Origin of the sequence: Streptomyces iconiensis (assembly GCF_028657195.3) — a bacterium.
In the GTDB taxonomy this organism is placed as follows: Bacteria; Actinomycetota; Actinomycetes; order Streptomycetales; family Streptomycetaceae; genus Streptomyces; species Streptomyces iconiensis.
Genome location: NZ_JANCPR020000025.1, coordinates 103,602 through 129,268, shown reverse-complemented (window position 1 = coordinate 129,268; position 25,667 = coordinate 103,602). Strand labels below are relative to the sequence as shown.

The following is a 25,667-nucleotide window of genomic DNA, read 5'->3' as shown; positions in this document are numbered from 1 at the left end:
GCCCTGGGCGGACGCGGTCAGCCCGTCGTCCACAGCCGGAGCTTTTCGGGGTTCCGTACCGCCCAGATATGCGTGATCCGGTCACCCGAGATGTCGAAAGCCAGCACCGTACCGGTGACGCCGTCCTGTTGGGCCACAAGGCCCGGCTGGCCGTTGACCGTACGCTCCAGAAAGGTCAGGTCGGGCGCCCTCTCGACGAGGGAAGCGAAGCCACGCGCGATCAGTTCGGCACCCTTGACCGGGCGCAGCTCGGCACTGACGAAGCCGCCGCCGTCGCCGATTCCCGTGGCATCGGGATCGAGCAGCCCGATGAGCGCTTCGATGTCCTTGGCCTGCCACGCCTCCTTGAACTCCCGGACGACGGCGGCGCGTTGAGCCCTCGGCGTCGGTGTGACCGGAGCCCGCTCCGTGCGCAGGCGGCGGCGGGCCGACGAGGCCAGTTGGCGGCAGGCGGCAGGGGTGCGGCCGACGATCTCGGCCACTTCGCCGAAGGGGTAGCGGAAGACATCATGCAGGATGAACGCGAGCCGCTCGGCCGGTGTCATGGAGTCGAGCACGACGAGGAAGGCCATGTTGACCGACTCGTCCAGCGTGATCCGGTCCGCGGGGTCGGCCGGCTCCGCCGTCGCGCCACCCGACCGCCCACTGATCCACTCCGTACTGTCGGGCAGCGGCTCCGGTATCCATTCGCCCACGTAGCTCTCCCGCCGGACCCGTGCCGAGCGGAGCAGGTCGAGGCAGATACGGCTGGCGACCTTGGTCAGCCAGCCGCCCGGCGCGGCGATGGCGTCCCGCCGGCCGGGTGACATCGTGTACCAGCGGGCGTACGTCTCCTGCACGACGTCCTCGGCGTCGGCCAGGGACCCGAGGAGCCGGTACGCGAGATTGATCAGCTGACGCCGCTCACTCATGATCGCGCTCAGGCCGGGCTCTGGCCGGCCGTCATCCGGCCCGGACGGTGTGGTCATGTGTCGACGGCTCCTCGTTCGTATTGGCTGCGCATTCCGCTGCTCGCGCCTGCTGCCCGCGTGCGCCGCTCGTGGCTGCTGCCCGCGCCTGTCCTCACCGGTCCGACGAGGCGGCGCCCCCAGATGTGAGGCCCACGTGTCGCCTCACGTTCCGAGGGGCCGCGTCACATTCCGCAGGGGTACCTCGTCGTACTACTGAACACACACACCTGGACACCTTTCCGATGCCGACATCGCGGCAGCTCACAGCCCTTACGCGGCAGCTCACAGCCCTTACAAGGAGAGAACCCTCATGAACATCGCTCTGTGGAGCATCGCGGGACTGCTGGCCTTCGCCTTCCTGGCCGGTGGCGCCATGATGCTGGCGCAACCGAAGGAGAAACTGGCGGCCTCCGGCATGGGGTTCGTCGAAGACTTCAGCTCGAACACCATCAAGACCATCGGCGCGCTCAAGGTCCTGGCAGCCGTGGGCCTGATCCTGCCCGCCGCGCTCGACATCGCCCCGATCCTGGTGCCGTTGGCCGCCGTCGGCCTGGTGCTGCTGATGGTCGGCGCCGCCCTCACGCACCTGCGAAGGCACGAGGCCCCGACCATCGTGGCGAACCTGGCCCTGCTCGCTCTCGCCGCCCTCGTCGCGTGGGGCCGCTTCGGCTCCGAGTCCTTCACCGGCTGACGCCGCCGGCCTCGACCGCCTCGTTCGCCTCGGCCCCCTCGCCTGCTCCTGCGGGGGCTCCCTCGCCCGCGCCCCCGTGTGCCGGGTCGACCAGCGTACGGAGCACGCGGGCCGGGTTGCCCACCGCGAGAACGCCAGAGGGCAGGTCCTTGGTGACGACGGCGCCGGCCCCGACAACGGTGTCGGCGCCGATGGTGACCCCCGGGCAGACGATGACGCCCCCGCCGAGCCACACGTTGTCACCGATCACGATCGGCGACCCCTTCTCCCACCCGGCCCGCCGCAGCCCGGCGTCCAACTCGTGCTGCGGAGTGAGGAGTTGCACGTTCGGCCCGATCTGGACATGACGGCCGACAGTGATGGGTGCCGCGTCCAGGAAGACGGCGCCGAAGTTGATGAACGTATGGGCGCCGATGGAGATGTACGTCCCGTAGTCGCACTGGAACGGCGGTCTGATCCGGACCTCGTCGCCGAGTTCGCCGATCAACTCCGCGAGTATCGCGCGCCGTTCGACGGCGCTCGCCGTACCGGCCGCGTTGTACGCGGCACACAGCTCCGCGCGGCGCGCGGACTCGGCCGCCAGTTCCTCGTCTTCGGGGATGTACCACTCGCCCGCCAGCATGCGCCGCTTGTTCTCGCCCACGGATGTCCTCTCCGAACGTCAACCAGCCAATGTGTCCGCCTTCACCGACCAGTCTTCCCGACCCGGTCTTCCCGACCCCGTCTTCCGGTCGGCATGGGAGGGCACCGCGGGCACCTCGACCGGGGCCGCGATCAGCCGTCGTCCTCCTCCGCGTGGTCACGCTGCTTGAGCCGTACGAGATACACGTTCTGATCGGTCGCCTCGCTGTATTCGCGCCTGTGGTACCGCCGCTCACGCTCTTTCGTGTACTTCTCGCACCGCGCACAACCGGGGATGCCCTCCGGCCAGCGGGGAAAGGGAGTCGGGGTCGTTGCGGTCTCCATGGCGCGCTTCCGTTCACTACGGCCTGTATCCGGTCGACTCCAAGCCTGTACAGATCGCCAGGTCCCCAACACCGGCTCCCTGTAGGCTTTTTGCCGATTCCTACAGGAGCGAAGATGCCTGATCAGCCGAGTGACGGTGACCTCACGCAGCCGGATAACGACGAGAGTCGGTTGACGCCCCTCCGGGCCCTGATGGAGAAGCTGGAGACTTTACGCACCAGTCGAGGGATGAGCTTCGAAGAGTTGGGCAAGAAAGTGGGCTACGACCGCTCCGACCTGCGAAAACTGGAGCGGGGAATCAAATTCCTGTCTCCATACATCGTCGGCAGGCTGGATGCGTTCTACGGCACTGGCGACCAGTTGAGCGTCCTTCACCGGTTGGCCAAGGCTGAGCCCGTGCGCAACAAGTACAAGGCGTACGTGAATCTGGAGCGGAGCGCCCTTTCCCTGCATCAGTACGCGACGGCGCCCATGCCGGGGCTTCTCCAGACGGAAGCGTACGCGCGGGCGCTGCTGCGAACAGCGCCGAGTTGGGGCGAGAGGCAGTCGGAAGAGACCGTCGCGGAACGACTCGGTCGACAGGAACGCTTGACCGGGGAGTCTCCGGCGCACTACCGCGCGATCCTGGACGAATTCTGTCTCACCCGCCGACTTGGGAGTCCGGAGGAGTGGCGCGATCAAGTGGCGCACCTCGTCGATATGGCGCGGTTGCCGAACGTGACCTTGCAGGTGCTCCCGTTCGCCTCAGGAATGCACGACCTCACGGGCGGGAACCTGACTCTTGTCTCCCAACCTGACGGCGAGAGCGCCGCCTATCAGGAGAGCAGCCACACCGCTTCGCTGATCACGGAGCCGAAATCCGTGGCGGAACTACGCCTGTCCTACGATGCTTTGAGAGACGCAGCCCTCCCACCTGGGGAGTCGGTGGCATACCTACAACGGGCCATGGAGGCGAGCACGACATGCACACCCCCCGACCGAACCTGACCGCCGCACGGTGGCGCAAGTCCAGCTACAGCAGCGCACAGGGGAACGAGTGCGTGGAGGTCGCCGACGGCATTCCCGGCCTCGTCCCCGTACGCGACAGCAAGACTCCACACAGTCCCGCCCTCCTCCTCCCCGCCGCCTCATGGTCCGCCTTCGTGCACTCCGTAAAGCACTGACGGACTCCGTAAAGCGCTGAAACACCACCCAACGCCCCCGACCACAGCTTCCGCACTCGTGGCCGGGGGCTCCGCTGCGCGCGGGACGCACGTCAGGTGGAGCGTAAGCAGGGCTCATGCTCAGCGGGCTGAGACTGAGTTCTCGCAGGGTTGGGCGGGGCGCGGATGTCCGCCACCGTGGGCGCGTACCTTCCGCGAACAGAGGAGCGATCGTGCCCGAGGCACCCGGTGGACTGCTGTCGTTGATGGACGACTGGGGACCGGAGAAGGTGGTGTGCGTCTCCGACACCCGCACGGGCATGCGCGGCGTGCTCGTGCTGGACAACACGGCGCGTGGCATGGGCAAGGGCGGTACCCGTATGAGTCCGACGGTCGACGTGCAGGAGATCGCGCGGCTGGCGCGGACCATGACGTGGAAGTGGGCCGCCGTCGATCTCTTCCACGGGGGCGCGAAGGCCGGTATCCGGGGTGAGCCGGGCCCGGACCCCGACCATCCGGAGCGCAAGGAGGAGATACTCCGCGCGTTCGCACGTGCCCTCTCCAACGAGGTGCCCCGCGAGTACGTCCTCGGCCTGGACATGGGGCTGACCGAGCGCGACGCCGCGATCATGCGTGACGAACTCGGTGACCGGGGCGCCGCCGTCGGCCTGCCGAGTGCGCTGGGCGGGGTGCCGTACGACGAACTGGGCGTGACCGGTTACGGCGTGGCCGAGGCAACCGAGGCGGCGGCCGACGCGATCGGGCTGCCGCTGCGCGGCGCACGGGTCGCACTCCAGGGCTTCGGCGCCGTCGGCACCGCCGCCGCACGGCGCCTGGACGAACAGGGCGCCACGGTCGTCGCCGTCTCCACGAGCGAGGGCGCCGTCCACGACCCGCAGGGCCTCGACGTGCCCGCGCTGCTGAAGCTGCGCGCCGAATCGGGGGACGCGTGCGTACACCACTACGGCGGCGAGCACCTGCCCGTCGGCGGTGAACTCCGGGCGGACGCCGACATCTTGGTGCCTGCGGCACGCGAGGACGCGGTGGACGAGGATGTCGCCCGTACCACCTCGGCGCGGCTGGTCGTGGAGGGCGCCAACCTGCCGACGACTCCTGAGGCGAAGGCGGTGCTCGCCGGGCGCGGCATCGTGACCGTGCCGGACTTCATCGCGAACGCGGGCGGCGTCGTCGCCGCCGCGTTCTCCATGGACGCGCGCTACTCGCCCTTCCGGCCGGAACCCGCACAGATCTTCACCACCGTCGCGACGCGGCTGCGCGCCAACACGGTGCAGGTCATCGGGGAGAGCCGCACCCGGGGGGTCACCCCGCACGAGGCGGCGACGGCCCTGGCACAGGAACGGGTACGCGAGGCGATGGAACTACGCGGCAGACTCCCGCGCGGGGCCGCGCGTTGACTCGTCCCCGCACGTTGACCCGACCCCGCGTGTTGACTCGACGCCGTCTCGCGGCCGTTGACCTGCGGGCTTCGCGGCCCGTTCCACCGCCGACCGCGTGACCGTCGACCGACCCGCGGACGCCGATGCCGCTCCACCGCTGACTCCGCGACCGCCGACCGACCCGCCGTCTTCGTAGCCGCCGGGCCACCGCCTTGTCCTTCGTAGCCGCCGGGCCACCGCCTTGTCCTTCGTAGCCACTGCCCAGCCGTGGCGCCGTCGCCGGGCGGTCCCCGCTGACCCCCGAGACCGGATCCGACCCTCCAGGAGAGCCCCGTATGACCCCGTCACCGTCATCACCACTGACACCATCGCCGTCGCCGTCGCCGTCGCCGTCGACCACCGTTCCCGCGCACGAGCTGCGCGCTCGCTTCGCGCGTGCCCTGTCCGATCTCTATGGCGAGGAGGTGCCCGCCTATACGACCCTTGTCGAGGTGTCGCAGCAGGTGAACGCGGATGTCATCGCCGAGCGGGGCAGTGATGCCGAACGCCTCGGTGATCTGGCGCGCGTCACCGCAGAACGGCACGGTGCCATCCGCGTCGGCACCCCGGAAGAACTCGCCCAGGTGGCCCGGGTGTTCGGGGCCGTCGGGATGTACCCGACCGGCTTCTACGACCTGCGCGAGGCCGAGCCGAACCCCGTACCCGTCGTCTCGACGGCGTTCCGTCCGCTCGACGGCGACGAGCTGGCCCGTAACCCGTTCCGCGTGTTCACCTCGCTGCTGGTCCCCGAGGACCGGCGCTTCTTCGACGCCGGGCTGGAGGACAGGCTGCGGACGTTCCTCGCCGGGCGCCGGCTCTTCCCCGACGAGCTGCTGGAACTCGCGGACCGCGCCGAGGAAGGCGGAGGGCTCGCGCCGGCCGACGCTGACCGGTTCATCGCGCTCGCGACCGCCTCCTTCGCGCTGTCCGACGAGCCCGTCGACCGCACCTGGTACGCCGAGTTGGAGGAGGTGTCCAGCGTGGCCGCCGACATCGGCGGGGTGACCTCCACCCACATCAACCACCTGACGCCGCGGGTGCTCGACATCGACGCGCTCTACGCGCGCATGGGCGAGCGCGGCATCGAGATGATCGACAGGATTCAGGGGCCGCCGCGCTGGGACGGGCCCGATGTGCTGCTGCGGCAGACGTCGTTCCGTGCCCTGTCCGAACCGCGCCGGTTCCGCGAGGCCGACGGCTCGGTGGGCTCGGGCACGCTGCGCGTACGGTTCGGGGAGGTCGAGGCGCGAGGGATCGCGCTGACGCGGGCGGGGCGCGACCTGTACGACAGGGCGCTGGGGAGCGGCGAGTGGGAGTCGCTGATGCCGCGTACGGAACGCGAACTCCTCGCCAGGGGGCTGGCGTTCTTCCGGTTCACCGCCGTACCGGAGAAGGTGGCGGCACCGGTGAGCGACGATCTGCTCACCCTCGTGGACGAGGGGCTGCTGGTGGCCGAACCGATCGTCTACGAGGACTTCCTGCCGCGCTCGGCCGCCGGGATCTTCTCCTCGAACCTCACGGGGCAGGGCTCCGTCGACGCCTCACGGGACGCGGCGGTGCGGGACGCGGCATGGATGGCCGAGGTGATCGGCCGCACCGTGCACGACCCGTACGACCTGTACGCGGCACAGAGCGAGGCGTCGCTGGAGCGGGCGGCCCAGGCTCTTGGGCTGCCGGAGGGAGTACGTACATCGGGGGTCTGAGACGGCGGGAGGCGGGTACTCGCGGCGGGGAGAGAAGGGAACCCAGTGATGGCCCTCACGTTCCGCAAGAGCTTCCGCATCCTTCCCGGGGTACGGCTGAACATCAGCCGCCGCTCCCGGTCCCTCACCTTCGGCGGAGGACGGGGCCCGCGCCGCACCTACGGCTCGACCGGCCGGCGCACCACCTCGTTCAACCTGCCGGGCCCGTTCGGCTACCGCCGCACCAGCCACGCCAGGACCGCCAACCGCACCACCCACCTCGGCCCCTTCAGCCGCCCCGCCCGCACTGGCCGTCCCGCACGCCCAGCCCGCCGCCTCGGCCCCTTCGGCCGCACCCGTCGCTGACGACGGGGCGGGGCCTCGGGCCTCAGCGGGTGCCGCTGCCTGGTGCGGCTGGCCGGCGCCGAGCGCGTCACGTCGCCTCACGTCATGTCACGTCAGTCGGCGGCGGATCCACCAGGCGCAGAAGCCGGTCAGGGCCAGGGCGAGGCTGAGGTAGAGGCCCGTTTCGGTCCACTGGAGGGTCCAGAAGTTGCCGGCGGGCTGGTACGTGACCTGTTGCTGGTAGCCGGCCCGGGTGAGGGCGGCGGTGCAGTCCGGCATGGAGGGGCAGTCCGTCAGTGAGGCGGGCAGGGTGGCAGGTTGGCCGGAGGCGTTGACGGTCTGTTCGGACAGCACCCAGGCGCCCGGCTGGCCGAAGTCCACCTCGCGCACGGTGTCGATGCCGATGTTCACCGGCTTGGCCTCGGTGAAGGCCAGATCGGCATCGACGGACGAGGCCAGGTGCGGCCGGACCCACAGGGTCATGGCGATCTGGACGGTGGCGAAGGCAGCGAGGGTGGCTGCCATCGCGGGCACGGTGCGGCGGACGAGCACGCCGAGGGTGACGCCGAGGATGAAGGCGAAGGCGGCATAGCCGATCGGGACGATGCCCCGCCCGCCGAAGACCAGGGGGTCGATGCGCGGGTAGAAGGGGTCGGCGCCGGTGCCGCCGCTGTTGACGGCCTGGTCGATCGGGCCGCTCCACCAGGTCACGGCCAGGGAGGCCAGTGCGGCTGCGGCCATGGTGGCCACACCGGTGAGAGTGAGCTTGGTGGCGAGCCAGCGGGTTCGGGTGACGGTCTGGTTCCACGCCAGGCGGTAGGTGCCGGCCTCCAGCTCCCGGGTGATCAGCGGTGCGCCCCAGAACATGCCGGTGACCGCGGGTATGAGCAGGACGATCGCGAGCCCGAGGTAGTACACGGTCTGGTCGGCGCTGGTGATCCGCCCGAACAGGTCGTCACCGGTGGCGGCGTAGAGCTCGGCCAGTTGCGGGCCTGTGACCGCGAGGAGGGCGGCGAGGAGGGCCACGGCGAGATACACGACCGTGGCCTGGGTGCGGAACTGTCGCCAGGTCAGCCAGATCATCGCAGCACCTCAAGGACGGGTCGGGTGTCGCGGAACGCTTCCGCGGGGCTCGTCATGTAGGCGAGGACGATGTCCTCCAGGCCGAGCGGGGTCACGGTCCAGGACGGATCATGGACCGGGATGTCGGTGCGTACGAGAAGCGTGGTCTGCCGGTCGGTGTGGCTGGCGGAGATGACGTGCCGGCCCGCGGGAAGAGTGGCCGGGTCACGGCGTGGGCCGGTGAGCCGGTGGTGGGAGCCGACCAGTTGGTCGACGTCACCGGCCACCCGCACCCGGGAGTCGACCAGAACGATGACGTAGTCGCAGGTCCGCTCCACATCGGAGACCAGGTGCGAGGAGAGTACGACGCTCATCCCGTGCTCGGCGACGGCCTCCATCAGGTCCTGCATGAACTCACGCCGGGCCAGCGGATCGAGCGCGGCGACCGGCTCGTCCAGGATGAGCAGCTCCGGGCGCTTGGCGATGCCGAGGGTGAGGGCGAGCTGCGCGCGCTGACCGCCGGACAGCTTTCCGGCCCGCTGTGTGAGGTCCAGGCCGAGTCGGCGGATCCGGTCGAGCGCCACGGCGTCGTCCCAGTCCGGGTTGAGGCGTCTTCCGAAGTCGAGGTGGTCGGCGACGCTGAGGGAGGCGTAGGTCGGAGTGTCCTGGGCGACGAAGCCGACCTTGGCCAACTGTTCCGCGCCCTCGGCCGGCCGACCTCCGCACACCTCAATGGTGCCGACTGTCGGGGTGAGCATCCCCGAGGCGAGGTTCAACAGGGTTGACTTTCCCGCCCCGTTGGGGCCGACCAGGCCCACGACGCGCCCGGCGGGCACCTCCAGGTCGCAGTGCTGCAGCGCCCAGCGCCGCTTGTACTTCTTGCCCAGTGCCTGGGCTCGCAAGACGGCGCTCACGCCACGTCCTCTCCGGCCGCGCTTCGGAAGGTGTTCATGAACAGGGCTTCGATGGACTCCTCGTCCAGTCCGGCCAGGCGGGCCTTGGTCAACCAGCGCCGCAGGTCCTGCCGGAGCGTTCCGTGCGCGACGAGCGAGGCGTCGGCCAGCGTGCGGGTCACGAACGTCCCCACGCCCGGCCTGGCGGCCACGAGCCCCTCGTGCTCCAGTTCCCGGTAAGCCTTGAGCACGGTGTTCGGATTGACCGCCACCTGCCTGGCCACCTCCTTGACCGTGGGGAGCCTGTCCCCCTCCGTCAACAGCCCCAACCGCAGTGCGTGCCGCACTTGTTGGACGAGCTGCTGGTAAGGGGATGCGCCGGACCGGTCGTTCAGGTGGAACTCAATCACCGGTTCCTCCATTTACCTAGGTGCCTAGCACTATAGGCTCCTAGGACTGCCGTCGGTCAATCCCGGCTTCCGTCCCAACGCCGCACCGAGCGGCCGGAGTTGAGGCGCGGGCGGGTACGGGCTCGGTGCTGCCCGGACGAGGCGCAGCCCTTTGCCGCGATGCCGGACGCCTCCCGCCGCAAGCCGCGCTCGCACGGTCGGCAACGGACCAAGCCGCGCTCGCACGGTCGGCAACGGACGGCGAGGCGGCCGACGGGGGTTCCGTCGGCCGCCTCGGGATGTGACGCATGTGCCGCCTACTTGGCCGCGTGCTCCCGTACACCGGCGGTGAGGGCGGCCTGTTGCTTCCAGGCGGGGATGTGCTCGTAGATCACCTCGGCGAACGCCGCCGCCGTCTTGCTGTCCTCGGCCCAGCCGCGCTGGAACTCGGATCCGACAGCGAGCCAGCCGACCGGAACCGCTCCGGCCTGGGTCATCCGGTCCATCGCGAGTTCGTGAGTCTCCTTGGTGCCTGCGGCCGACGCGTCCCCGACCAGGTAGACCTCGTAACCGCGGTCGATGGCGGTCAGTGCGGTGAGCGACAGGCAGACGTCGGTCTGGACACCCGCCAGGATCAGCTTCTTGCGTCCGGTCGCCTCGATGGCCGCGGTGAAGGCGGCATCGTCGAAACCGTCGTACATCGCGGGGACGCGCTCCCCGACGGGGTGGTCACCGAGGACGTGGGCGAGCTCCGGGTAGAGCGGGCCGCCCGGGCCGTCGAGGGGCCCGGCCGTGACGACCAGCGGCGTATCGAAGATCTTCGCCACCTTGGCCAGCGCGACGGTGTTGTTGAGGTGCTCCTCCAGCGTGTGGGAGCGGAGGAAGTTGGCCATTCCGACCTGGTGGTCTATCAGGACGATCGCGGCGTTGTCCGCTGACAGGCGCGTGCGTGACATCAGCTTTCTTCTTTCGCAGAGAAGTCGGAGAGAACCTGGTCCGGCGGAATCGCGGGACGGGGACGTATCGGCCGGTTCGGTCGGGGTCCTTGACACGAGCGTGCGCCGCGGACTCGCATCGCGTCCAACGACTGTTCGCGAACCGGGATATCGCCGATCGCGATACCGTGTGGCATGCAGCCGCACCAGCTTCAGTACTTCGTGGCCGTCGCCGAGACGGGCAGCTTCACGTCCGGGGCCCAGCGGGTCCAGGTGGTGCAGTCCGCCGTGTCGGCCGCCGTCCGGCAGCTTGAGCGGGAGCTGGGCGTCGCTCTCTTCCTCCGCAGCCGCAGCACTCAGCTCACCCCTGAGGGGGAGGTCCTGCTGCCGCGGGCCAAGGAGGTGCTCGCCTCGATGGAAGGGGCAACTGCCGCCGTGGCCGCCACACGTGGGCAGGTCACCGGAACGGTGAAGCTCGGCATGATGTACCGCTTCGCATCGTTCGACATGGCGAGTCGCCTGGCATCGTTTCGGCGCACGTACCCGGCCGTCGTCGTGCAGGCGAACACGTCGACGACGGGGTCGTGCGGGCATCTGGACGCGCTGCGCCAGGGCGACCTCGACATCGCCATCGTCGCGACCGTGAACGAGACGGTTCCCGGCATGCAACTGACGTACCTGGACAGCGAACCACTTCGCTTCGTGTGTCCGGCCTCGCACCCACTGGCCAGGTCCGGGGCCGTACGGCTGGAGCAGATCGCCGACGAGACGTTCATCGACTCGCCCGCCGGCTGGGGCAACCGCTCGCTGGTCGACGCTGCCTTCGCAAAGGCCGGGCTGCGCCGCACGGTTCAGATGGAGACCATCGACTTCAATCTCGGCCAGTCCCTGGTGCGCGAAGAGCTGGGCGTGACGTTCGTCCCCGCGTCCGGGCTCTGGACCGACCCCGGGCTCGTCGCCCTCGACGTCGAACCCGCGCTCATCTGGACGGCACGGCTCGCCCGTCCGGCCGCCCGGCCGCTGTCGGCGGCTGCCGCCGCCCTGGCGTCCGAACTCGTGTCCCCGGGAGGAAGTGGGGGCACGAGGGCCCGCCGCGCACAGTCATCGCCCCGCAGCGGCCCAAGTGCGAACTCAGCGGGTGGCCGCTGAGGCGGCGCGGGTGAGGGCCTCGCGTACCGGCGGCAGCAGCGGGTTGGGGTTGGCCGTGCGGTGGACGGCGAGGACGTGGCGTGCCGTGCCCTCGCCCGCGAGGGGGAGGGCGAAGGTGCCGTTCTCGACGGCGAGTTCGGGCACCAGCGCCACCCCGAGGCCCGCGGCTACCAGTTCGGCGACGGCTCCGTAGTCGTTCGACCTGAAGGCGATACGCGGGGCGAAGCCCGCGTTGGCGCACAGGAGGGCGAGGGACCTGGCGCCGGCCGTCTCCTCGCGGCTGGAGATCCAGGTGGCATCGGCGAGGTCGGCGAGCCGGACGGACCCCGCCTCGCGAGCGGGGTGCGCGGGCGGGAGGAGCACGCGCAGCGGCTCGCGTACCAGTTCGTCCGCCGTGAGCTGGCCGGGAAACGTGCGGGGCACCAGCTCGTACGTGTACACGAGCGCGATGTCGAGGGTGTCGGACAGCAGCTGGGGCAGCAGCTCGTCGGGCTCGCCCTCTTCGAGGGACACCTCGGCGTGCGGCTGCTGCTGGACGAAGCGGGCGAGGGCCCAGGGCACGAGGGTCTTGCCGGCCGTGGGGAAGGTGCCGACGCGGACGAGCCCCTGCTCGCCCGCCGCGAGGGCGCGCACCTCGCGCTCCAGCGCGGAGAGCTGGTCGAGTACCTGCCCGCAGCGCTCGCCGAGGACGACGGCGGCCCGGGTGGGGTGGATGGCGCGCGCTCCGCGTTCGAAGAGGACGAGCCCCGTGGCCCGTTCGAGGGCGCTGATCTGCTGGGAGACGGCCGAGGCCGTGTAGCCCAGGCGCTGCGCCGCTTCACTGAGCGAACCTGCCGCCAGGACTTCACTGAGGGTCCTGACATGTACGGGGTTGAGCATAAGCAGCACTGTAACTCAGCCCTCCAAGGCCAGGCCCTCCTGATCTGTGCTGGTGGCGGCGGTCGCGGTTACGTTGCTGAGGCCGGAGTCCCCAGCGATCACGAGAGCGAGCGACGGGTGAGCAGCAGCAGCACTTCCGAGGCGGCACGGGACCGGGCGGGGGGCGGGGCCGAGGGCGTCGCCGGGGCCGGGGCCGACGCCGGGACCGACGCCGAGACCGGGGCCGACGCCGGAGCCGGCACCGGAGCCGGCACCGAGGCCGGAGCCGGCACCGGAACCCCGGCCGGAGCGGGGCCCGCTGCCGTCGCGGCGGCGTTGCGCCGGGGCGGGGTGGAGGCCGATGTGTCGGCGCGGCGCCGTGCCGAGTACGCGACGGACGCCTCGCTGTACCGCGTGGTGCCCACCGCCGTGGCCTTCCCGCGTACGGCCGAGGAGGTCGCGGCGGCGCTCGCGGTCTGCCGGGAGCTGGGGGTGCCGGTGACGGCGCGGGGTGCGGGCACCTCGATCGCGGGCAACGCGGTGGGCACCGGGCTCGTGCTGGACTTCTCGCGCCACATGACCACGATCCACGGCATCGATCCGGAATCCCGTACGGCCGTGGTGGACCCCGGTGTCGTCCTGGACGACCTCCAGCGCGCCGCGGCGCCGTACGGGCTGCGCTTCGGGCCCGATCCGTCCACGCACGGGCGCTGCACGCTGGGCGGCATGATCGGCAACAACGCGTGCGGTTCGCGGGCGCTGGGCTACGGCCGTACGGCGGACAACGTCGTCGCGCTCGACGTGCTGACCGGCTCGGGTGAGCGGCTCACCGTGCGCAAGGGCGAGGGGCCGGGCGCCTCGCCCACGCTCAGGGAGCTGCACGACGTGGTGAACGCGCGGCTGGGAGTGATCCGTACGGAGCTGGGCCGCTTCACGCGGCAGGTGTCCGGCTACTCCCTCGAACACCTGCTGCCGGAGCGGGACTTCGACGTGGCGAGCGCGCTGGTGGGCAGCGAGGGCACGCTCGGGGTGCTGCTCGGCGCCACGGTGCGGCTCGTACCCGCGCCCGCCGCGACCGCGCTGGCGGTGCTCGGCTACGAGGACATGGCGTGCGCGGCCGACGATGTGCCCTCCGTGCTGCCGTTCTCGCCGGTCGCGATCGAGGGCCTGGACGCGCGGATCGTGGACGTGGTGCGCCGCACCCGGGGCGCGGGCGAGGTACCGCGGGTGCCGCGCGGGGGCGGCTGGCTGTTCGCTGAGGTCGGAGCCGACAGCGCGGCGGAGGCCGGGGAGCGGGCGCGTGCGCTCGCCGCGGCCTCGGGGGCCCTGGAGACACGGGTGGTGACGGAGGCGGCCGAGGCGGCGGCGCTGTGGCGCATCCGCGAGGACGGCGCCGGGCTCGTCACCCGGGGACGCCCGGCGCACGCGGGCTGGGAGGACGCCGCCGTGCCGCCCGAGGGGCTGGGCGCCTATCTGCGGGAGTTCGAGGCGCTGCTCGCTGACCACGGCCTGACGGGCGTGCCGTACGGGCACTTCGGGGACGGCTGCGTGCACATCCGTATCGACTTCCCGCTGCAACGGGCCGACGGGAAGGCGGTGTTCGCCGGGTTCCTGGAGGAGGCGGCCAGGCTCGTGGCGCGGCACGGCGGCTCGATGTCGGGCGAACACGGCGACGGGCGTGCCCGCGGGGCGCTGCTGCCGCACATGTACTCGGCGGCTGCGCTGGACGCCTTCGCCGCCGTCAAGGACGTCTTCGACCCCGGTGACCTGCTCAACCCCGGCGTGATCGTGCGCCCGCGCCCGGTCGAAGCCGATCTGCGGCTGCCCGCGGCGAAGCCGTACCGCAAGGACCTGGCCTTCGCCTACGCGGCCGACGACGGCGACTTCGGGCGCGCGGTGCACCGCTGCACCGGCGTCGGCAAGTGCCGCACGCAGCAGCCGCCGCGGGGTTCCGGCGGCGTGATGTGCCCCTCGTACCGTGCGACGCGCGACGAGAAGGACTCCACGCGCGGCAGGGCCCGGGTACTCCAGGAACTGGTGAACGGGACCGATCCGCTGGTCGGCGGCTGGGGTTCGCCGGAGGTCGAGGAGGCGCTGGACCTCTGTCTGGCCTGCAAGGGCTGCTCGTCCGACTGTCCCAGCGGCGTGGACATGGCCACGTACAAGGCCGAGGCGCTGCACCAGCGTTACAGGGGCAGGCTGCGGCCCGCCTCGCACTACGCGCTGGGCCGGCTGCCGGTGTGGTCGCGGATGGCGTCGCTGGCGCCGGGGCTCGCGAACCGTGCGGTGGCGGGCCCGCTGGGCGCGATCGCCAAGCGGGTGGCGGGAGTTGACGCACGCCGCGAGATGCCCGCCTTCGCACCGCGCACCTTCCGGCGGTGGTTCCGCGACCGGCAGGCAACCGGAGTCGGCCCGAGCGGCGCGAGCAGCGCCGGCGGGGACCCGGTGCTGCTGTGGGTGGACACCTTCACCGACCACTACACGCCGCAGGTGGGCATGGCGGCCGTACGTGTGCTGGAGGACGCGGGTTACACCGTGCGCATTACCGAACGGAAGCTGTGCTGCGGGCTGACCTGGATCTCGACGGGCCAACTCGACGCGGCCCGCCGCATACTGGGCCGCAGCGTGGCGGCGCTCGCCCCGCACGCCGAGGCGGGGGTGCCGATCGTGGGCCTGGAGCCGTCGTGCACGGCGGTCTTCCGTGGTGACGCCGCCGAGCTGCTCGGCGGCTCGGCACGCGCCGTCGCCGAGGCCACCCGTACGCTCGCGGAGCTGCTGAGCGCGCGGGAGGGCTGGACTCCCCCGGCGCTGGAGGGCACGGAGGTGGTGGCCCAGCCGCACTGCCACCACCACGCGGTGATGGGCTGGAGCACCGACAGGAAGCTGCTGGAGAGCGCGGGCGCCTCGGTACGCACCATTGAGGGCTGCTGCGGCCTGGCAGGCAACTTCGGTGCCGAGCGCGGCCATTACGACACCAGCGTCGCCGTGGCGGGTACGGCGCTGCTGCCCGCCGTGCGCGAGGCGCCGCAGGACGCACAGCTCCTCACCGACGGCTTCTCCTGCCGCACCCAACTCGCCCAGCTGGCACGCAGGGAGGGCACGCATCTGGCCGAACTCCTGGCGGCGCATCTCGGCTGACCGGCGACCGGCCTCGGCCTGCCGCCCCGGCCGGCATCCCTCCCTGGCCGGCCTCCCGCTGACCTGCGGCCCCGTGGGACGCAAGCGTTCCGCAAGGACGCCGCACACCACGCGCAAGCCCGGCGCCCGGGTGCAGGGGGCACCCCTTCTCCACATCCGCCGTATCCGACGGCGGACCGGGAAACCCATGGGGGAAAGCGATGTCTGCTGCTGGCGAGACAGCGGTCTCACCGACGGAGTCCGCGCTGTTGACGGAGTCCGCGCTGGTGCAGCGCGGTGAGTGGGTCACGGTGCCGGGGTGCAGGAGTGTGCTGGTCGTCGTCCACACGACGGCGTACGCGCAGCGTCTGTGGGACGTGTTCACGCTGCTGGAGTCCGACATGCGGGTCCAGGTCGTCTTCACCGTGGCGCCGCACGCCTTCGGGGAGGGCGTGGAGCGGTACCTGGCGGGACTGGGCGCCACGGTCGTGCCCTGGGAGCGTGCCGTGGCAACGGAGTTCGATGTGGCGCTGGCCGCAGGATCGCGCGGCGTGGAGCGGTTACGGGCCCCGCTGGTGCGGCTGCCGCACGGCGCCGCGCACAACAAGCCGCTGCGCACACCTGACGGCGCCTCACCTCCCGGCACCCCGGGCATGCTCAGCCGCAGGCACCTGATGCGGGACGGGCGCGTGGTGCCCGCCGCGCTGGTGCTGGCGCACGAGCGTGACCGGCGGGCGCTGGCGGAGTCGTGTCCGGAGGCGCTGCCCGTCGCGCGGGTGGCCGGCGACCCGTGCCACGACCGGATCGTCGCGGCGCTCCCGCAGCGCGCCGCGTACCGGCGGGCCCTGGGGCTCAAGGACGGCGAACGGCTGCTCGTGGTGACCTCCACCTGGGGGCCTTCGTCGGCGTTCGGCCGCTTCGAGTCGCTGCTGCCGCGCCTGCTGGCAGAGCTGCCGCGGGGCGGTGGCCGCTTCCGTGTCCTCGTGCTGATGCACCCCAACGTGTGGGCGGGGCACGGCGGTTGGCAGGTGCGCGGCTGGCTGGGCGCATGCCGCAGGGCCGGGATCGTGCTGGCCCCGCCGGAGGCGGACTGGATGGGGCCGCTGCTGGCCGCCGACCATGTCATCGGGGACCACGGCTCGCTCACGGCCTACTCGACGCTGACCGGTGCGCCGATCCTCCTCACGCACTGCGCGGCACGCCGCACGGCTCCCGGCTCTCCCGCGGCCCTGCTGGCCGCACGCGCGCCGGTGCTCTCGCCGCTGCACCCGCTGCGGGAACAGCTGGAGTACGCGCGGGAGCGGCGCCCCGCCTGGGAGTTCGCCGATGTGGCCGGGCTGCTCACCTCGGAACCAGGCCGCTTCCACCGGCGTATGCGTACGGTGCTGTACGGCGTACTCGGCATCGGCGAGCCCGCCTATCCGCCCGCCGTTCCCCCTGTGCCGCTGCCGCCACCCCTGGAGAGCTGGGCCGAGGGGGCACCTGCCGCCGGGGGCACGCTGTTCGGAGCGACCTCGCAGGCCGGAGCCGCCGCACGGGCCGGAGCCGCATCGCCTGCCGAAGCCGCGTCTCCCGCCGGAGCCGTGCCGTCCGCTGGGACGCCGTCGTCCACCGGGGCGCCGTGGCCCGCCGGAGCGGCGCGGCACGCGGGGCCCGCCTCACAGTTCCCGTAGCCGTTCCTCCAGGCGCCGGGTCTCGGCCGGGCTCACCGGCCTGCTGAGTTGCCTGGCCTCCTCGTAGAGGTCGCGGGCGCGCGGGAGTTCACCGGCGGCCTGCGCGATGCGGCCGAGCATCTCCAGGGACCTGACCTGCCAGCGGGGTGAGGCCAGCGCCTGGAACGCGGCGTACGCGTCGCGCAGTTCGCGCTCTCCGGCCTCCCGGTCGCCGCCCTGTGCCCTGGCCTCCCCGAGGAAGGCCAGGGCACGCGCCGCGTCATACGGGTCGCCCTCGGCCGTCAGGTCGGCGTGGGCGCGCGTGAGGTGTTCAACGGCTCGCGCGTGCTGCTGCCTGAGAGTGGCGATCTCGCCCAGGCGGATACGGGTGAGCGCCGTGCCCCTGCGGTGGCCGACCGCCTCTCGGAGGGTGACGGCACGGGCGAAGTACGCCTCGGCGCGCGCGAGTTCGCCCAGCCGCAGGCGCGCGTTGCCGAGCCCGTTGAGCGCCTGGGCCTCGCGGCGCCGGTCCCCGTCCTCCTCGGCTCCGCGCAGCGCCACCGTGTACCACTCGGCGGCCTCCTCGTAGCGTCCGGCGTCCCGCAGGCCGTTGCCGCCCGAGGTGAGCATGCGGCTCTCGCCCTCGTGGGAGCCGTCGCGGCGGGCCGCAGCGAGGCCCAGCTCATGGGCCTCGATCCATGCCTCGCTGGGGCGCAGCCGCAAAAACAGTGGCCACATGGCGTCTGCGAGCTGCCAGCACAGTGCGTGCCAGCCGGCTGTGGAGGCGTGCCTGACCATGTGCATGAGGCTGTCGCGCTCGGTGTCGAGCCAGTCGAGCGCCTCGGCCTCGGTGACGAACGGCGCTGGATGAGCGGGCGGATAGACGTACGTACGGTCGAGAGTGTGGCTGGGGGTGAGGAGTTCCTCGGCGGCCGTCGCCGTGTGCAGGCACCAGTCGCCGTAGCGGCGCAGCGCCGCCTCCTGCACCGCGGGGGCCTCGTCGGCTTCGCCGGTACGGCGGGCGTGCGCGCGTACGAGGTCGTGGAAGCGGTAGGTGTCCTGCCCGGTGTGTTCGAGGAGCCCGGCGTCGGCGAGCGCGGCGAGGTCGGCCTCGGCCTCCTCGGCGGTGCAGGCGAGGACGGCGGCGACGAGAAGCCGGTCGTAGGAGGTGGCGGGCAGCGGCCCGATCCGCCGGTACGTCCTGGCGGGGCCGGGCGACAGCAGCCGGTAGGACTCGTCGAGTGCGGCCTTCACGGCGGATCTTCCTTCGGCGCGCAGGGTGTCCAGCGGCCCCCGGCCCCGGGAGAGCGAGGCGGCCAGCGCGGCGACGGGCTGTGCGGGCCGTACGGCGAGCTGTGCGGCGGCCAGGCAGACGGCGAGCGGCAGGCAGGCGCAGAGGGTGACCACGTCGATCGCCGCCTGGGGGTCCTCGTCGGTCCTGCCTCCGCCGCCTCCCCGGGAGAGGAGTTCGACGGCGGCCTCGGGCGTGAGCAGCCCCAACTGGTGCAGCACCGCACCGTCCACGAGCAGCCCCGAGAGCTGGCTGCGGCTGGTGACGATGACGAGGCTGCCGGGTGAACCGGGCAGCAGCGGGCGCACCTGTGCGGCACTGGCGGCGTTGTCGAGCATGACAGCGACGGGCTGGTCGGCCGTGAGGGTGCGCCACAGCGCGCTGCGTTCGGCCAGCCCCACGGGCACGTCGGTGGCGCCGAGGGAGCGCAGGAAGTGTTCGAGCACCTCGTCGGGGCGCGCGGGTCCGGGGGGCGCGTGCGAGCCGAGGTCGGCGTAGAGCTGTCCGCCGGGGAAGTCGCGGGCGAGCCCGCGCAGCCAACGGGAGACGAACGTGGTCTTGCCGACCCCGGCGAAGCCGCTGACGACGAGGAGCTGCGGGCCCTCCCCCGGGTGGGCGGCGCGGGCGCTGTCGAGGGCGCGGATGTCCTCGTGCCGGTCGACGAAGTGCGCGCGTGCGGGCGGCAGTTGACGCGGCACGGGGAGCTGCGGTGCGGGCGGGAGGTGCTGCCGCGGTGTGCCCGCGCCCTCGTGGTGGATGTGGACGCCGCCGCTGACGTCGCGGGCCTGGATGCTCGACCCGCCGATACGTGCGTCACGGTGCAGGGAGTTGCCGTGGGCCGCGTCGTACTCGCCGTCGTGGGGTCCGCGTCCGGGCGTGTCCGGTTCCGACATCGGTGTGCTCACGCCCCTTCCGTGCCCGCCATGACTCTTCTCTCTACATCTCCCCCCGAGAGCCGATCAGAATCGCGCAGGAGCGTGCAGATTACGAACAACCGGGGCCGCTTTTGGCTGCTATTTCCCTTCGGGATACACGCTGGCCACGGTGTCGCGCACCGGGCGAAAGGGGCCCCGATTTCTCCTGTCCTTTCGTGCGCTCACTGGGAAGAAAGGGGTCGAGATGTGCCCGTTCCGCACCTTCCGATGAGGGCGCTGCGGCAGTAGACAAACACCACACAAGGCGGCGGAGTGCCGTCGTACGGTGAAAAACAAGGGGGCGGGGAAATGGTCCGACAGTGCGAGTCTGCTCACTGCAGCGGCGCCGACGCGGAAATCAACGAGATCTGCAAACTGGAAGGCTGGCCGATCAACCATCCTGTGCTGACCCGGGACGCCATAGGGCCGTGCTACTGCTCCTGCTCCTGCCTGGCCTTCGGCACGATGGTCGAGGACGGCATGGGCGGCTTCAAGGCCATCGAGATGTACGCGGTCGGCGACCAGATCATGGCCTCCGGAACCGGCCTGACCTGGGCGGCACGCCCTGTCGTCTTCAGCGGTGGCACGACAGGTGCCTCCCGCCAGAAGTACACGGTCCTGGTGCGGTACGCGGAGACAGCGCTCGCGGTCACCAGCGACCACCTGTTCCTGCTGGCAGGCGACGAACACACCCTCAAGCGCGCCGACCGGCTCGCTCCCGAGGACGTGCTGATCTCGCCCTCGGGCGATCCCGTCAGCGTCACCGCCGTGCACATCGGCGACTATCTGGCGGGTTTCCACCACGTCGCGGCGAGCGACAAGGAAGCACCGGGAGAAGACCTGGAAGGTCATCTGCTCAACACGAACGGGGTGGTGAGCGCGGATTACGTCGTCCAGATCATGGCCCGCCGTTCCGACGTGGCCGGATTCAACGTCAAACAGCACGAGAACATGCCCGTTGTCGGCTCGGCGGAATATGTGGACCGCTACGGCAGGGCCTGTCTCCAGGCTCCGGAACTCCCCGAATCGGTCACCGCGAACACGCCGCTGCGCACTTCCGGATTCAACGCTCCGGATCTGGATCTGGCGGAGCACACGTTCGTACCGGCCGAGGCCACCATGGTCAACGTGCCCGACGGCGCGTGCAGTTTCCTCTCACCGGAGGAGGCGGAGGTCAAACGGCGCTCGCCCAAGCGCCCGTTCAACGACCCGCTCGCACGCGAATGGACCGAGGCGCTCATCCAGCAGCACAAGACGTTCTACCCCGACGTCACGTACCACCTGGACTGGGCGAGCGACGAGGTCAACGCGTACGCCTGGGTGGAGAACGGCGTTCGCCATGTCGCGCTCAAGGGCGGCCTCGTGCGCGACCAGGATCTTGAACTGGAGGGCATAGCCCTGGTGCTGGCCCATGAGCTGGCCCACCACTACGGCGGCACACCCACCTTCCCCGGCGGGCTGTCCTGCGAGGGCCAGGCCGACTACCGCGGCGTGCGCAACATCATGCGCAAGGTGTGGTTCGGCGACTCCTACATCGCGACGACGGACGCGGGCATCGCACAGATGGCCAACTTCTTCGGCGTGCCCAACGACCCGCACGCGCCCGGCGGCACCGCCGGATGCGGGCACCCGCCGGGTGCCTGCCGGGTCGCGACGTACCACTCGGCCGTGAGCCTCGCAGGCAAGCCGGCCTGCGCGGCGTAACCGCACGCGGAGCGCCCGCCGCGTGGGCCCCAGTACCCCGCGGCGGGCGCCCCGTCCGGCCGGCCACCCGGCCGCCCGGACGTACGCCGACCGGACGTACGCCGACCGCCCTTGCCCCGACGTTCCCAGGGAGAACCCCCGTGACCGATACGCAGCCGGCGCAGCACCAGGTGCCCGACCGCCGTGCCCTCGCCGACGGGCTCGGCATCCCCGTGCGGCGGGTCACCGACGCGGTGCTCGCCGAGGTGGCCCGCGACCCGATGTTCCTGCACCACCTGGAACTGTGCAGGGACGACCCGGGCATGCTCGACCTGCTGCTGAGCGGGGCGCACGCGAGTGCGGCCGGCTCACTGGACGCCGCGCCCGCCCCGGCCGTCACCGCCGCTCCGACCGCACCAACGGCGCCAACGGCCCCGGCTGCCTCGCGCGGCAACGCGGAACTGCTCGCCCGCGCCGGCGCTGCCCTCGCGCACTGGGCCGCATCCGGCTTCTCCCGCACCCCGCAGGCCGCCTACGAGAAGCGCCTGGTCACCTGCCGGGGCTGCCCGCATCTGACGGCGCCCCCGCGCAAGGCCCTCTACCGGCTCATGGGCACGCCGGACGGTCTCACGCTCTGCGGGCTGTGCGGCTGCGACGTACGCAGGAAGGCCGCGCTGGCGTCCGAGAGCTGTCCCGCCGGGCGCTGGGAGGAGGCGGCGCCATGACCCACAGGACGGTCCACACGCCGGTACGCGTCGTCGACAACGGAGTGCGCAGCTTCCTGCCGCCCACCTTCTGCTTCGAGCTGTGGGACGAGACCGGCGCCCTCGTCGCGACCGTCTCGCAGGTCGTCCTGGCCGATCAGGACGACAGGGAGATGACCGACTTCGAGGCGCTGGGCGCGCTGCACGGCGAGGAGTTGCGCGCCGTCGGCCGTATCGACCCGTACGACGCGGGTCCGGGTGCACCGAGTCCCGGCGCCCGCTTCACGGTCACAGGGACGGCGGGCGGGCCGCGCTGAGCGCACGCGTGCGGGCCCGCCGCCTTCGCCTTCGGAAACGTCGCGCCGGGAGAGCTTCACCTCGGGGAAATCTTCCGGAAACTCTTGACGAACCCGTCGGCGCGTCCTTAACTACTCGCGTACTTCAACTGCTACGGCCCCGTCCGTAGCTCTCTTGGGCAGGCACAGACACAGACCACCTGTCGGTGGCTCTGCTGTGTCTGCTTTTTTCACGTCGTGCCATCGAACAGGTCCTCCTCAAAGGCGGATTCATGGCACAACGTCCGAGCGTCAAAGGCGTCGCTGACATCGTTGCGCTCATCGATGGGCTGCGACGGGTCACCGGACGCGCGCGGATCACCTGGTACCTCGCGTTCGGCGGGCTCTTCCTGGACGCGTACGCCAACGCGGCGCTCAGCGCGGGTCTCGGTCCCATGACGGACCAGATGAAGCTCACCAGTACCCAGATCTCGGTGCTGACCGCGACGGCGCCCTTCCTCGCGATCATCTTCAACCCGGTGGGCGGCTGGCTCGCCACCCGTATCGGCCGGGTGCCCCCGCTGCTGATCGCGAAGGTCTTCGCCGTGGCGGGCGCGCTGCTGGCGGCCTTCTCCGGTGACTTCACGACGGTCTGGCTCGGGCGGGTGCTGGTCGGCATCGCCTACGGCGTGGACTTCGCCGTCGCCATGGCGCTCCTCGCGGAGTACACCCCCAAGGCCAGCAGCGGACGGCTCAACCTGTGGCAGGCCGTCTGGTACTGCGCGACCACCGGCAACCTCCTCCTCGCGCTGGGCTTCTTCCACCTCGACGTGGGCCAGGACATCTGGCGCTGGTCGCTGGGCTCCGCCGGTGTGATCGCGCTGCTTCTCCTGGTACTCCAGTGGCTCTTCCTCGTGGAGAGCCCCACCTGGCTGGCCAGCAAGGGCCGCCTGGAGGACGCCGTGCGGAACCTGAAGAAGATCTACGGGATCGACGCGGTCGCCGACTCCTCCGGCGCCGAGGCCAAGGCCGTCGCCGCCGCGCCCGCTGTGGGCATGAAGGACGCGGGTGTCCTCTTCAAGGGCGAGTACCTGCCGCGCACGCTGCTCTCCTCGGTCATCTCGCTCGGCCAGGGCCTCCAGTACTTCGCCGTCGGCTGGTATCTCCCGCTCATCAGCCTGACGATCTTCGGTGACAGCTTCGAGAAGGCGACGATCGGCTCGATGGTCTTCAACGCCGTCGGCATCGTCGGCGGCCTCGCCTCCGCGCTCTTCGGGCGCAAGCTGGGCCTGCGCATGAGTTCGGCGTGGGGCTTCGGAGGGGTGTTCGTCGCGCTGGTGCTGATGGGGCTGACCTTCGGCAAGGCGCCGATCGTCGTCGCCTTCTGCCTGCCGGTCCTGTTCATCCTCTGCCACTCGGCCGGCCCCGGAGCGAACGGCAAGTCCATCGCCGCGCTCTCGTACAGCAGCGACGTACGGGCGCTGGGCACGGGTGTGACCGGCATGGTCGGCAGCTTCGGCAGCGTCGTCGGGCTGTATGTCTTCCCGCAGATCAAAGAGGCCCTCGGCCTCGGGGACACCTTCCTCGTGCTGTCGGTCGTCCCCCTGCTGGGCATGATCGTCTGCCTGCTCATCAAGTGGGACCCGACGAGGACCGGCACCTCCCCCGACGAGGCAGGCGAGGCGGTCGTGACGGAGCAGCACTCGCCGGGCTCCTCGCCCGGCCCCTCCGCCGATCCCGCCGGGACCAGCGGACCCAGCCCGACGGCGCGCACACGGTGACCGCCACGCAGGTGAGTCCGGCGCCGCCGGACGCCCCCGGGAGACGCGCCGCCACGGCGGCGGGAAGAGGTCCGGAGGGCCGGGCCGGGACCGTCGAGACGGTCGGGACCGTCGAGTACACCGAGTACACCGAGACCGTCGAGTACACCGAGAACGCTGAGAACGCCGAGAACATGGAACGAAAGGGGCAGCCGTGACACCGACGTCACCCCGCAAGGGCGTGCTCGCCATCGACGAGGGGACGACAGGGACCCGCGCGGGGATCGTGCTCGACGACGGATCGGTGCGCCGGGTCTTCTACCGGGCCATCAAGGTCAGCCACCCGGACGCGCTCTCCGTCGAGCAGGACCCGATGGAGATCTGGACCGCGACGCTCGACGTGTGCCGCGAGGCGCTCGCCGAGGCGGACGGCGTCGAGGTGACGGCCGTCGCGCTCACCACGCAGCGCGCGACGGCGATCCTGTGGGACCGGGTGACGGGACTGCCGCTGCTGCCCGCCGTCGTCTGGCAGGACCGCCGCTACGCGAGGGACCTGCTCGCGTACGAGGCCGAGTGGGACCCCGTACTGCTGGCCCGTACGGGACGGCCCGTCGGCTCGCGCGCACCGTTCCTGTGGGCGGCGCGGCAGATCGCCGAGCGGCCCGAGGTCGCCGCCGCGCACCGGGAGGGGCGGCTGCTGTACGGCACCGTCGACAGCTGGCTGATCTGGCAGCTGACGGGCGGCGCCACGCACGCGACCACCGCGACCAACGCGGCCTCCACCGGCGGCTACATTTTGCGTGACCACGCGTGGGACGAGGAGTGGATCGCCCACCAGGGCTTCCCGCTCGCGCTGCTCCCCGAACTGCGCTCCGACGACGCGGGAGACGCCGGGGGCGCGGGGGACGCCGAGAGCACCCACTTCGGGCTGACGGACGCGGACACGCTCGGCATCTCCGTACCCCTGGCCGCCTCGATGGGTGACCAGCACGCCGCGCTGCTCGCGCTCGGTGGGCTCGAAGCGGGGTGCGGGATGTGCATGTACGGGACCGGCGCGTTCGTGGATGTCGCGACCGGCGCGCGGGCTGCCCTGCCACGGGCCGACATCGACGGGGTGCTCGCGCAGCCGGGCTGGCGGCAGGGCGGGGTCACGCGGTACAGCCTGGAGGCGTACTGCTCGACCACGGGCTCGGCGCTGCGCTGGCTCTGCGACGACCTGGGCCTGTTCGCCTCACCCCAGGAGATCGGGGAACTTGCCGCGGGCTCCGGACACCGCCCCGGCGGGGCTCGCTTCGTGCCCGCGCTGGCCGGCGTACGGGTCCCGCTGTGGCGGCCCGAGGCGACCGCCGCGCTCAGCGGGCTGAGCCTCGCCACGACCAGGGCCGAGGTCGCGCGGGCAGTGCTGGAGGGGATCGCGCACTCGGTGTGCGACCTCGTCGACGGGGTGGCGGCCACGATGGGCGCACCGTTCCGTCAACTGCGCGTCGGCGGCGGGGTGTCGGGCAGCGACCCGCTGATGCGCATCCAGGCCGACCTCGTGGGCATGCCGCTGGAGCGGGTCGCTGACTCCTCGACGGCGAGCCTGCGCGGCAGCGCGTACCTCGCGGGCGTCGGCGCCGGGCTGTGGTCCTCGCTCGACGAGATCGTCGGGGCGCAGCCTGCGGGCCGCGTCTTCGAGCCGGAAGCGGACGACGACCGCGAGGAGCAACGGGCGGAATGGCACGCCCTGTTCGCAGCCCACCTGGGCGAACCACTACCCGGACTGCAATAACA

Annotated in this window: 22 protein-coding genes and 2 pseudogenes; 15 read left to right on the top strand and 9 right to left on the bottom strand. The window is 71.6% G+C overall.

Features of this window, described 5'->3' with window-relative positions; translation table 11 throughout:
* Positions 1–17: 17 nt before the first annotated feature.
* Positions 18–968: an RNA polymerase sigma factor SigJ gene (gene sigJ, locus NMN56_RS24330; RefSeq protein ID WP_274041358.1), complete on the bottom strand. Its 951-nt coding sequence runs from the start codon at positions 966–968 to the stop codon at positions 18–20.
* Positions 969–1,260: 292 nt separating this feature from the next.
* Here sigJ and NMN56_RS24325 point away from each other — a divergent pair, with 292 nt between their 5' ends.
* Positions 1,261–1,641: a DoxX family protein gene (locus tag NMN56_RS24325; protein ID WP_274041359.1), complete on the top strand. Its 381-nt coding sequence runs from the start codon at positions 1,261–1,263 to the stop codon at positions 1,639–1,641.
* A 91-nt stretch (positions 1,642–1,732) separates the two neighbouring features.
* On the opposite strand, the pseudogene NMN56_RS24320 reads toward NMN56_RS24325, so the two are convergent.
* Positions 1,733–2,284: pseudogene (locus tag NMN56_RS24320) on the bottom strand (sugar O-acetyltransferase); the annotation flags it as partial.
* Between the two features lie 131 nt (positions 2,285–2,415).
* Positions 2,416–2,607 (bottom strand): hypothetical protein, encoded by a 192-nt coding sequence (locus NMN56_RS24315; protein WP_274041361.1) that lies wholly within the window; start codon positions 2,605–2,607, stop codon positions 2,416–2,418.
* 114 nt (positions 2,608–2,721) lie between these two features.
* Between NMN56_RS24315 and NMN56_RS24310 the strand changes: the two genes are divergently transcribed.
* The 5 genes and pseudogenes from NMN56_RS24310 to NMN56_RS24290 all read left to right on the top strand — a co-directional run.
* Positions 2,722–3,594: a helix-turn-helix domain-containing protein gene (locus tag NMN56_RS24310; RefSeq protein ID WP_274041362.1), complete on the top strand. Its 873-nt coding sequence runs from the start codon at positions 2,722–2,724 to the stop codon at positions 3,592–3,594.
* Entirely contained in the window at positions 3,570–3,770 is a 201-nt protein-coding gene (locus tag NMN56_RS24305; RefSeq protein WP_274041364.1) for a DUF397 domain-containing protein, read from the top strand. Before NMN56_RS24310 ends, NMN56_RS24305 begins: the two co-directional genes overlap by 25 nt.
* Positions 3,771–4,015: 245 nt before the next feature.
* On the top strand, positions 4,016–5,164 hold the full coding sequence (locus NMN56_RS24300; protein ID WP_274041550.1) for a Glu/Leu/Phe/Val family dehydrogenase: 1,149 nt from the start codon (positions 4,016–4,018) through the stop codon (positions 5,162–5,164).
* Between the two features lie 317 nt (positions 5,165–5,481).
* Positions 5,482–6,888, top strand: coding sequence for a 2-oxoadipate dioxygenase/decarboxylase (hglS, locus tag NMN56_RS24295; protein WP_274041365.1), 1,407 nt, complete (start codon positions 5,482–5,484; stop codon positions 6,886–6,888).
* 48 nt (positions 6,889–6,936) lie between these two features.
* Positions 6,937–7,128, top strand: a pseudogene (locus NMN56_RS24290) (DUF4236 domain-containing protein); the annotation flags it as partial.
* A gap of 192 nt (positions 7,129–7,320) precedes the next feature.
* Here the strand turns inward: NMN56_RS24290 and NMN56_RS24285 are convergent.
* The 4 genes from NMN56_RS24285 to NMN56_RS24270 form a co-directional block, all read right to left on the bottom strand.
* Positions 7,321–8,295, bottom strand: a complete 975-nt coding sequence (locus NMN56_RS24285) for a transporter (RefSeq protein WP_274041366.1) — start codon at positions 8,293–8,295, stop codon at positions 7,321–7,323.
* On the bottom strand, positions 8,292–9,188 hold the full coding sequence (locus tag NMN56_RS24280; protein WP_274041367.1) for an ABC transporter ATP-binding protein: 897 nt from the start codon (positions 9,186–9,188) through the stop codon (positions 8,292–8,294). Before NMN56_RS24280 ends, NMN56_RS24285 begins: the two co-directional genes overlap by 4 nt.
* Positions 9,185–9,589, bottom strand: coding sequence for a GntR family transcriptional regulator (locus NMN56_RS24275; RefSeq protein WP_274041368.1), 405 nt, complete (start codon positions 9,587–9,589; stop codon positions 9,185–9,187). The genes NMN56_RS24280 and NMN56_RS24275 overlap by 4 nt, the downstream gene beginning before the upstream one ends.
* 284 nt (positions 9,590–9,873) lie before the next feature.
* Positions 9,874–10,512, bottom strand: a complete 639-nt coding sequence (locus tag NMN56_RS24270; RefSeq protein WP_274041369.1) for an isochorismatase family protein — start codon at positions 10,510–10,512, stop codon at positions 9,874–9,876.
* A 174-nt stretch (positions 10,513–10,686) separates the two neighbouring features.
* Here NMN56_RS24270 and NMN56_RS24265 point away from each other — a divergent pair, with 174 nt between their 5' ends.
* A complete protein-coding gene (locus tag NMN56_RS24265) occupies positions 10,687–11,640 on the top strand; it encodes a LysR family transcriptional regulator (protein ID WP_274041370.1) in 954 nt (317 codons plus the stop codon).
* Here the strand turns inward: NMN56_RS24265 and NMN56_RS24260 are convergent.
* Entirely contained in the window at positions 11,623–12,519 is an 897-nt protein-coding gene (locus NMN56_RS24260; protein WP_274041371.1) for a LysR family transcriptional regulator, read from the bottom strand. The two genes, NMN56_RS24265 and NMN56_RS24260, sit on opposite strands and share 18 nt — an antisense overlap.
* A gap of 117 nt (positions 12,520–12,636) precedes the next feature.
* Here NMN56_RS24260 and NMN56_RS24255 point away from each other — a divergent pair, with 117 nt between their 5' ends.
* Positions 12,637–15,636 (top strand): FAD-binding and (Fe-S)-binding domain-containing protein, encoded by a 3,000-nt coding sequence (locus NMN56_RS24255; protein WP_274041372.1) that lies wholly within the window; start codon positions 12,637–12,639, stop codon positions 15,634–15,636.
* A 200-nt stretch (positions 15,637–15,836) separates the two neighbouring features.
* The gene (locus NMN56_RS24250) at positions 15,837–17,288 is read left to right on the top strand and encodes a hypothetical protein (RefSeq protein WP_274041373.1); all 1,452 of its coding nucleotides are present in this window, start codon (positions 15,837–15,839) and stop codon (positions 17,286–17,288) included.
* Here the strand turns inward: NMN56_RS24250 and NMN56_RS24245 are convergent.
* Positions 17,274–19,463 (bottom strand): tetratricopeptide repeat protein, encoded by a 2,190-nt coding sequence (locus NMN56_RS24245; RefSeq protein WP_274041374.1) that lies wholly within the window; start codon positions 19,461–19,463, stop codon positions 17,274–17,276. The two genes, NMN56_RS24250 and NMN56_RS24245, sit on opposite strands and share 15 nt — an antisense overlap.
* A 318-nt stretch (positions 19,464–19,781) precedes the next feature.
* Here NMN56_RS24245 and NMN56_RS24240 point away from each other — a divergent pair, with 318 nt between their 5' ends.
* From NMN56_RS24240 to NMN56_RS24215, 6 genes are all read left to right on the top strand, one after another.
* Entirely contained in the window at positions 19,782–21,176 is a 1,395-nt protein-coding gene (locus NMN56_RS24240; RefSeq protein WP_274041375.1) for a hypothetical protein, read from the top strand.
* Positions 21,177–21,316: 140 nt separating this feature from the next.
* Positions 21,317–21,880, top strand: a complete 564-nt coding sequence (locus NMN56_RS24235; RefSeq protein ID WP_274041376.1) for a hypothetical protein — start codon at positions 21,317–21,319, stop codon at positions 21,878–21,880.
* Complete coding sequence (locus NMN56_RS24230) at positions 21,877–22,176, top strand: hypothetical protein (protein WP_274041377.1); 300 nt, start codon at positions 21,877–21,879, stop codon at positions 22,174–22,176. Before NMN56_RS24235 ends, NMN56_RS24230 begins: the two co-directional genes overlap by 4 nt.
* A gap of 251 nt (positions 22,177–22,427) precedes the next feature.
* Positions 22,428–23,915, top strand: coding sequence for an MFS transporter (locus NMN56_RS24225; RefSeq protein WP_274041378.1), 1,488 nt, complete (start codon positions 22,428–22,430; stop codon positions 23,913–23,915).
* A complete protein-coding gene (locus NMN56_RS24220) occupies positions 23,912–24,112 on the top strand; it encodes a hypothetical protein (RefSeq protein WP_274041379.1) in 201 nt (66 codons plus the stop codon). Before NMN56_RS24225 ends, NMN56_RS24220 begins: the two co-directional genes overlap by 4 nt.
* The gene (locus NMN56_RS24215) at positions 24,109–25,665 is read left to right on the top strand and encodes an FGGY family carbohydrate kinase (RefSeq protein WP_274041380.1); all 1,557 of its coding nucleotides are present in this window, start codon (positions 24,109–24,111) and stop codon (positions 25,663–25,665) included. The genes NMN56_RS24220 and NMN56_RS24215 overlap by 4 nt, the downstream gene beginning before the upstream one ends.
* The last annotated feature ends 2 nt before the right edge of the window (positions 25,666–25,667 follow it).

Excerpts from the sequence above, each read along its gene's own strand:
- sigJ (WP_274041358.1), bottom strand. The coding sequence starts at position 968 with ATGACCACACCGTCCGGGCCGGATGACGGCCGGCCAGAGCCCGGCCTG.
- NMN56_RS24325 (WP_274041359.1), top strand. The coding sequence starts at position 1,261 with ATGAACATCGCTCTGTGGAGCATCGCGGGACTGCTGGCCTTCGCCTTC.
- NMN56_RS24315 (WP_274041361.1), bottom strand. The coding sequence starts at position 2,607 with ATGGAGACCGCAACGACCCCGACTCCCTTTCCCCGCTGGCCGGAGGGC.
- NMN56_RS24310 (WP_274041362.1), top strand. The coding sequence starts at position 2,722 with ATGCCTGATCAGCCGAGTGACGGTGACCTCACGCAGCCGGATAACGAC.
- NMN56_RS24305 (WP_274041364.1), top strand. The coding sequence starts at position 3,570 with ATGCACACCCCCCGACCGAACCTGACCGCCGCACGGTGGCGCAAGTCC.
- NMN56_RS24300 (WP_274041550.1), top strand. The coding sequence starts at position 4,016 with ATGGACGACTGGGGACCGGAGAAGGTGGTGTGCGTCTCCGACACCCGC.
- hglS (WP_274041365.1), top strand. The coding sequence starts at position 5,482 with ATGACCCCGTCACCGTCATCACCACTGACACCATCGCCGTCGCCGTCG.
- NMN56_RS24285 (WP_274041366.1), bottom strand. The coding sequence starts at position 8,295 with ATGATCTGGCTGACCTGGCGACAGTTCCGCACCCAGGCCACGGTCGTG.
- NMN56_RS24275 (WP_274041368.1), bottom strand. The coding sequence starts at position 9,589 with ATGGAGGAACCGGTGATTGAGTTCCACCTGAACGACCGGTCCGGCGCA.
- NMN56_RS24270 (WP_274041369.1), bottom strand. The coding sequence starts at position 10,512 with ATGTCACGCACGCGCCTGTCAGCGGACAACGCCGCGATCGTCCTGATA.
- NMN56_RS24265 (WP_274041370.1), top strand. The coding sequence starts at position 10,687 with ATGCAGCCGCACCAGCTTCAGTACTTCGTGGCCGTCGCCGAGACGGGC.
- NMN56_RS24260 (WP_274041371.1), bottom strand. The coding sequence starts at position 12,519 with ATGCTCAACCCCGTACATGTCAGGACCCTCAGTGAAGTCCTGGCGGCA.
- NMN56_RS24250 (WP_274041373.1), top strand. The coding sequence starts at position 15,837 with ATGTCTGCTGCTGGCGAGACAGCGGTCTCACCGACGGAGTCCGCGCTG.
- NMN56_RS24240 (WP_274041375.1), top strand. The coding sequence starts at position 19,782 with ATGGTCCGACAGTGCGAGTCTGCTCACTGCAGCGGCGCCGACGCGGAA.
- NMN56_RS24230 (WP_274041377.1), top strand. The coding sequence starts at position 21,877 with ATGACCCACAGGACGGTCCACACGCCGGTACGCGTCGTCGACAACGGA.
- NMN56_RS24225 (WP_274041378.1), top strand. The coding sequence starts at position 22,428 with ATGGCACAACGTCCGAGCGTCAAAGGCGTCGCTGACATCGTTGCGCTC.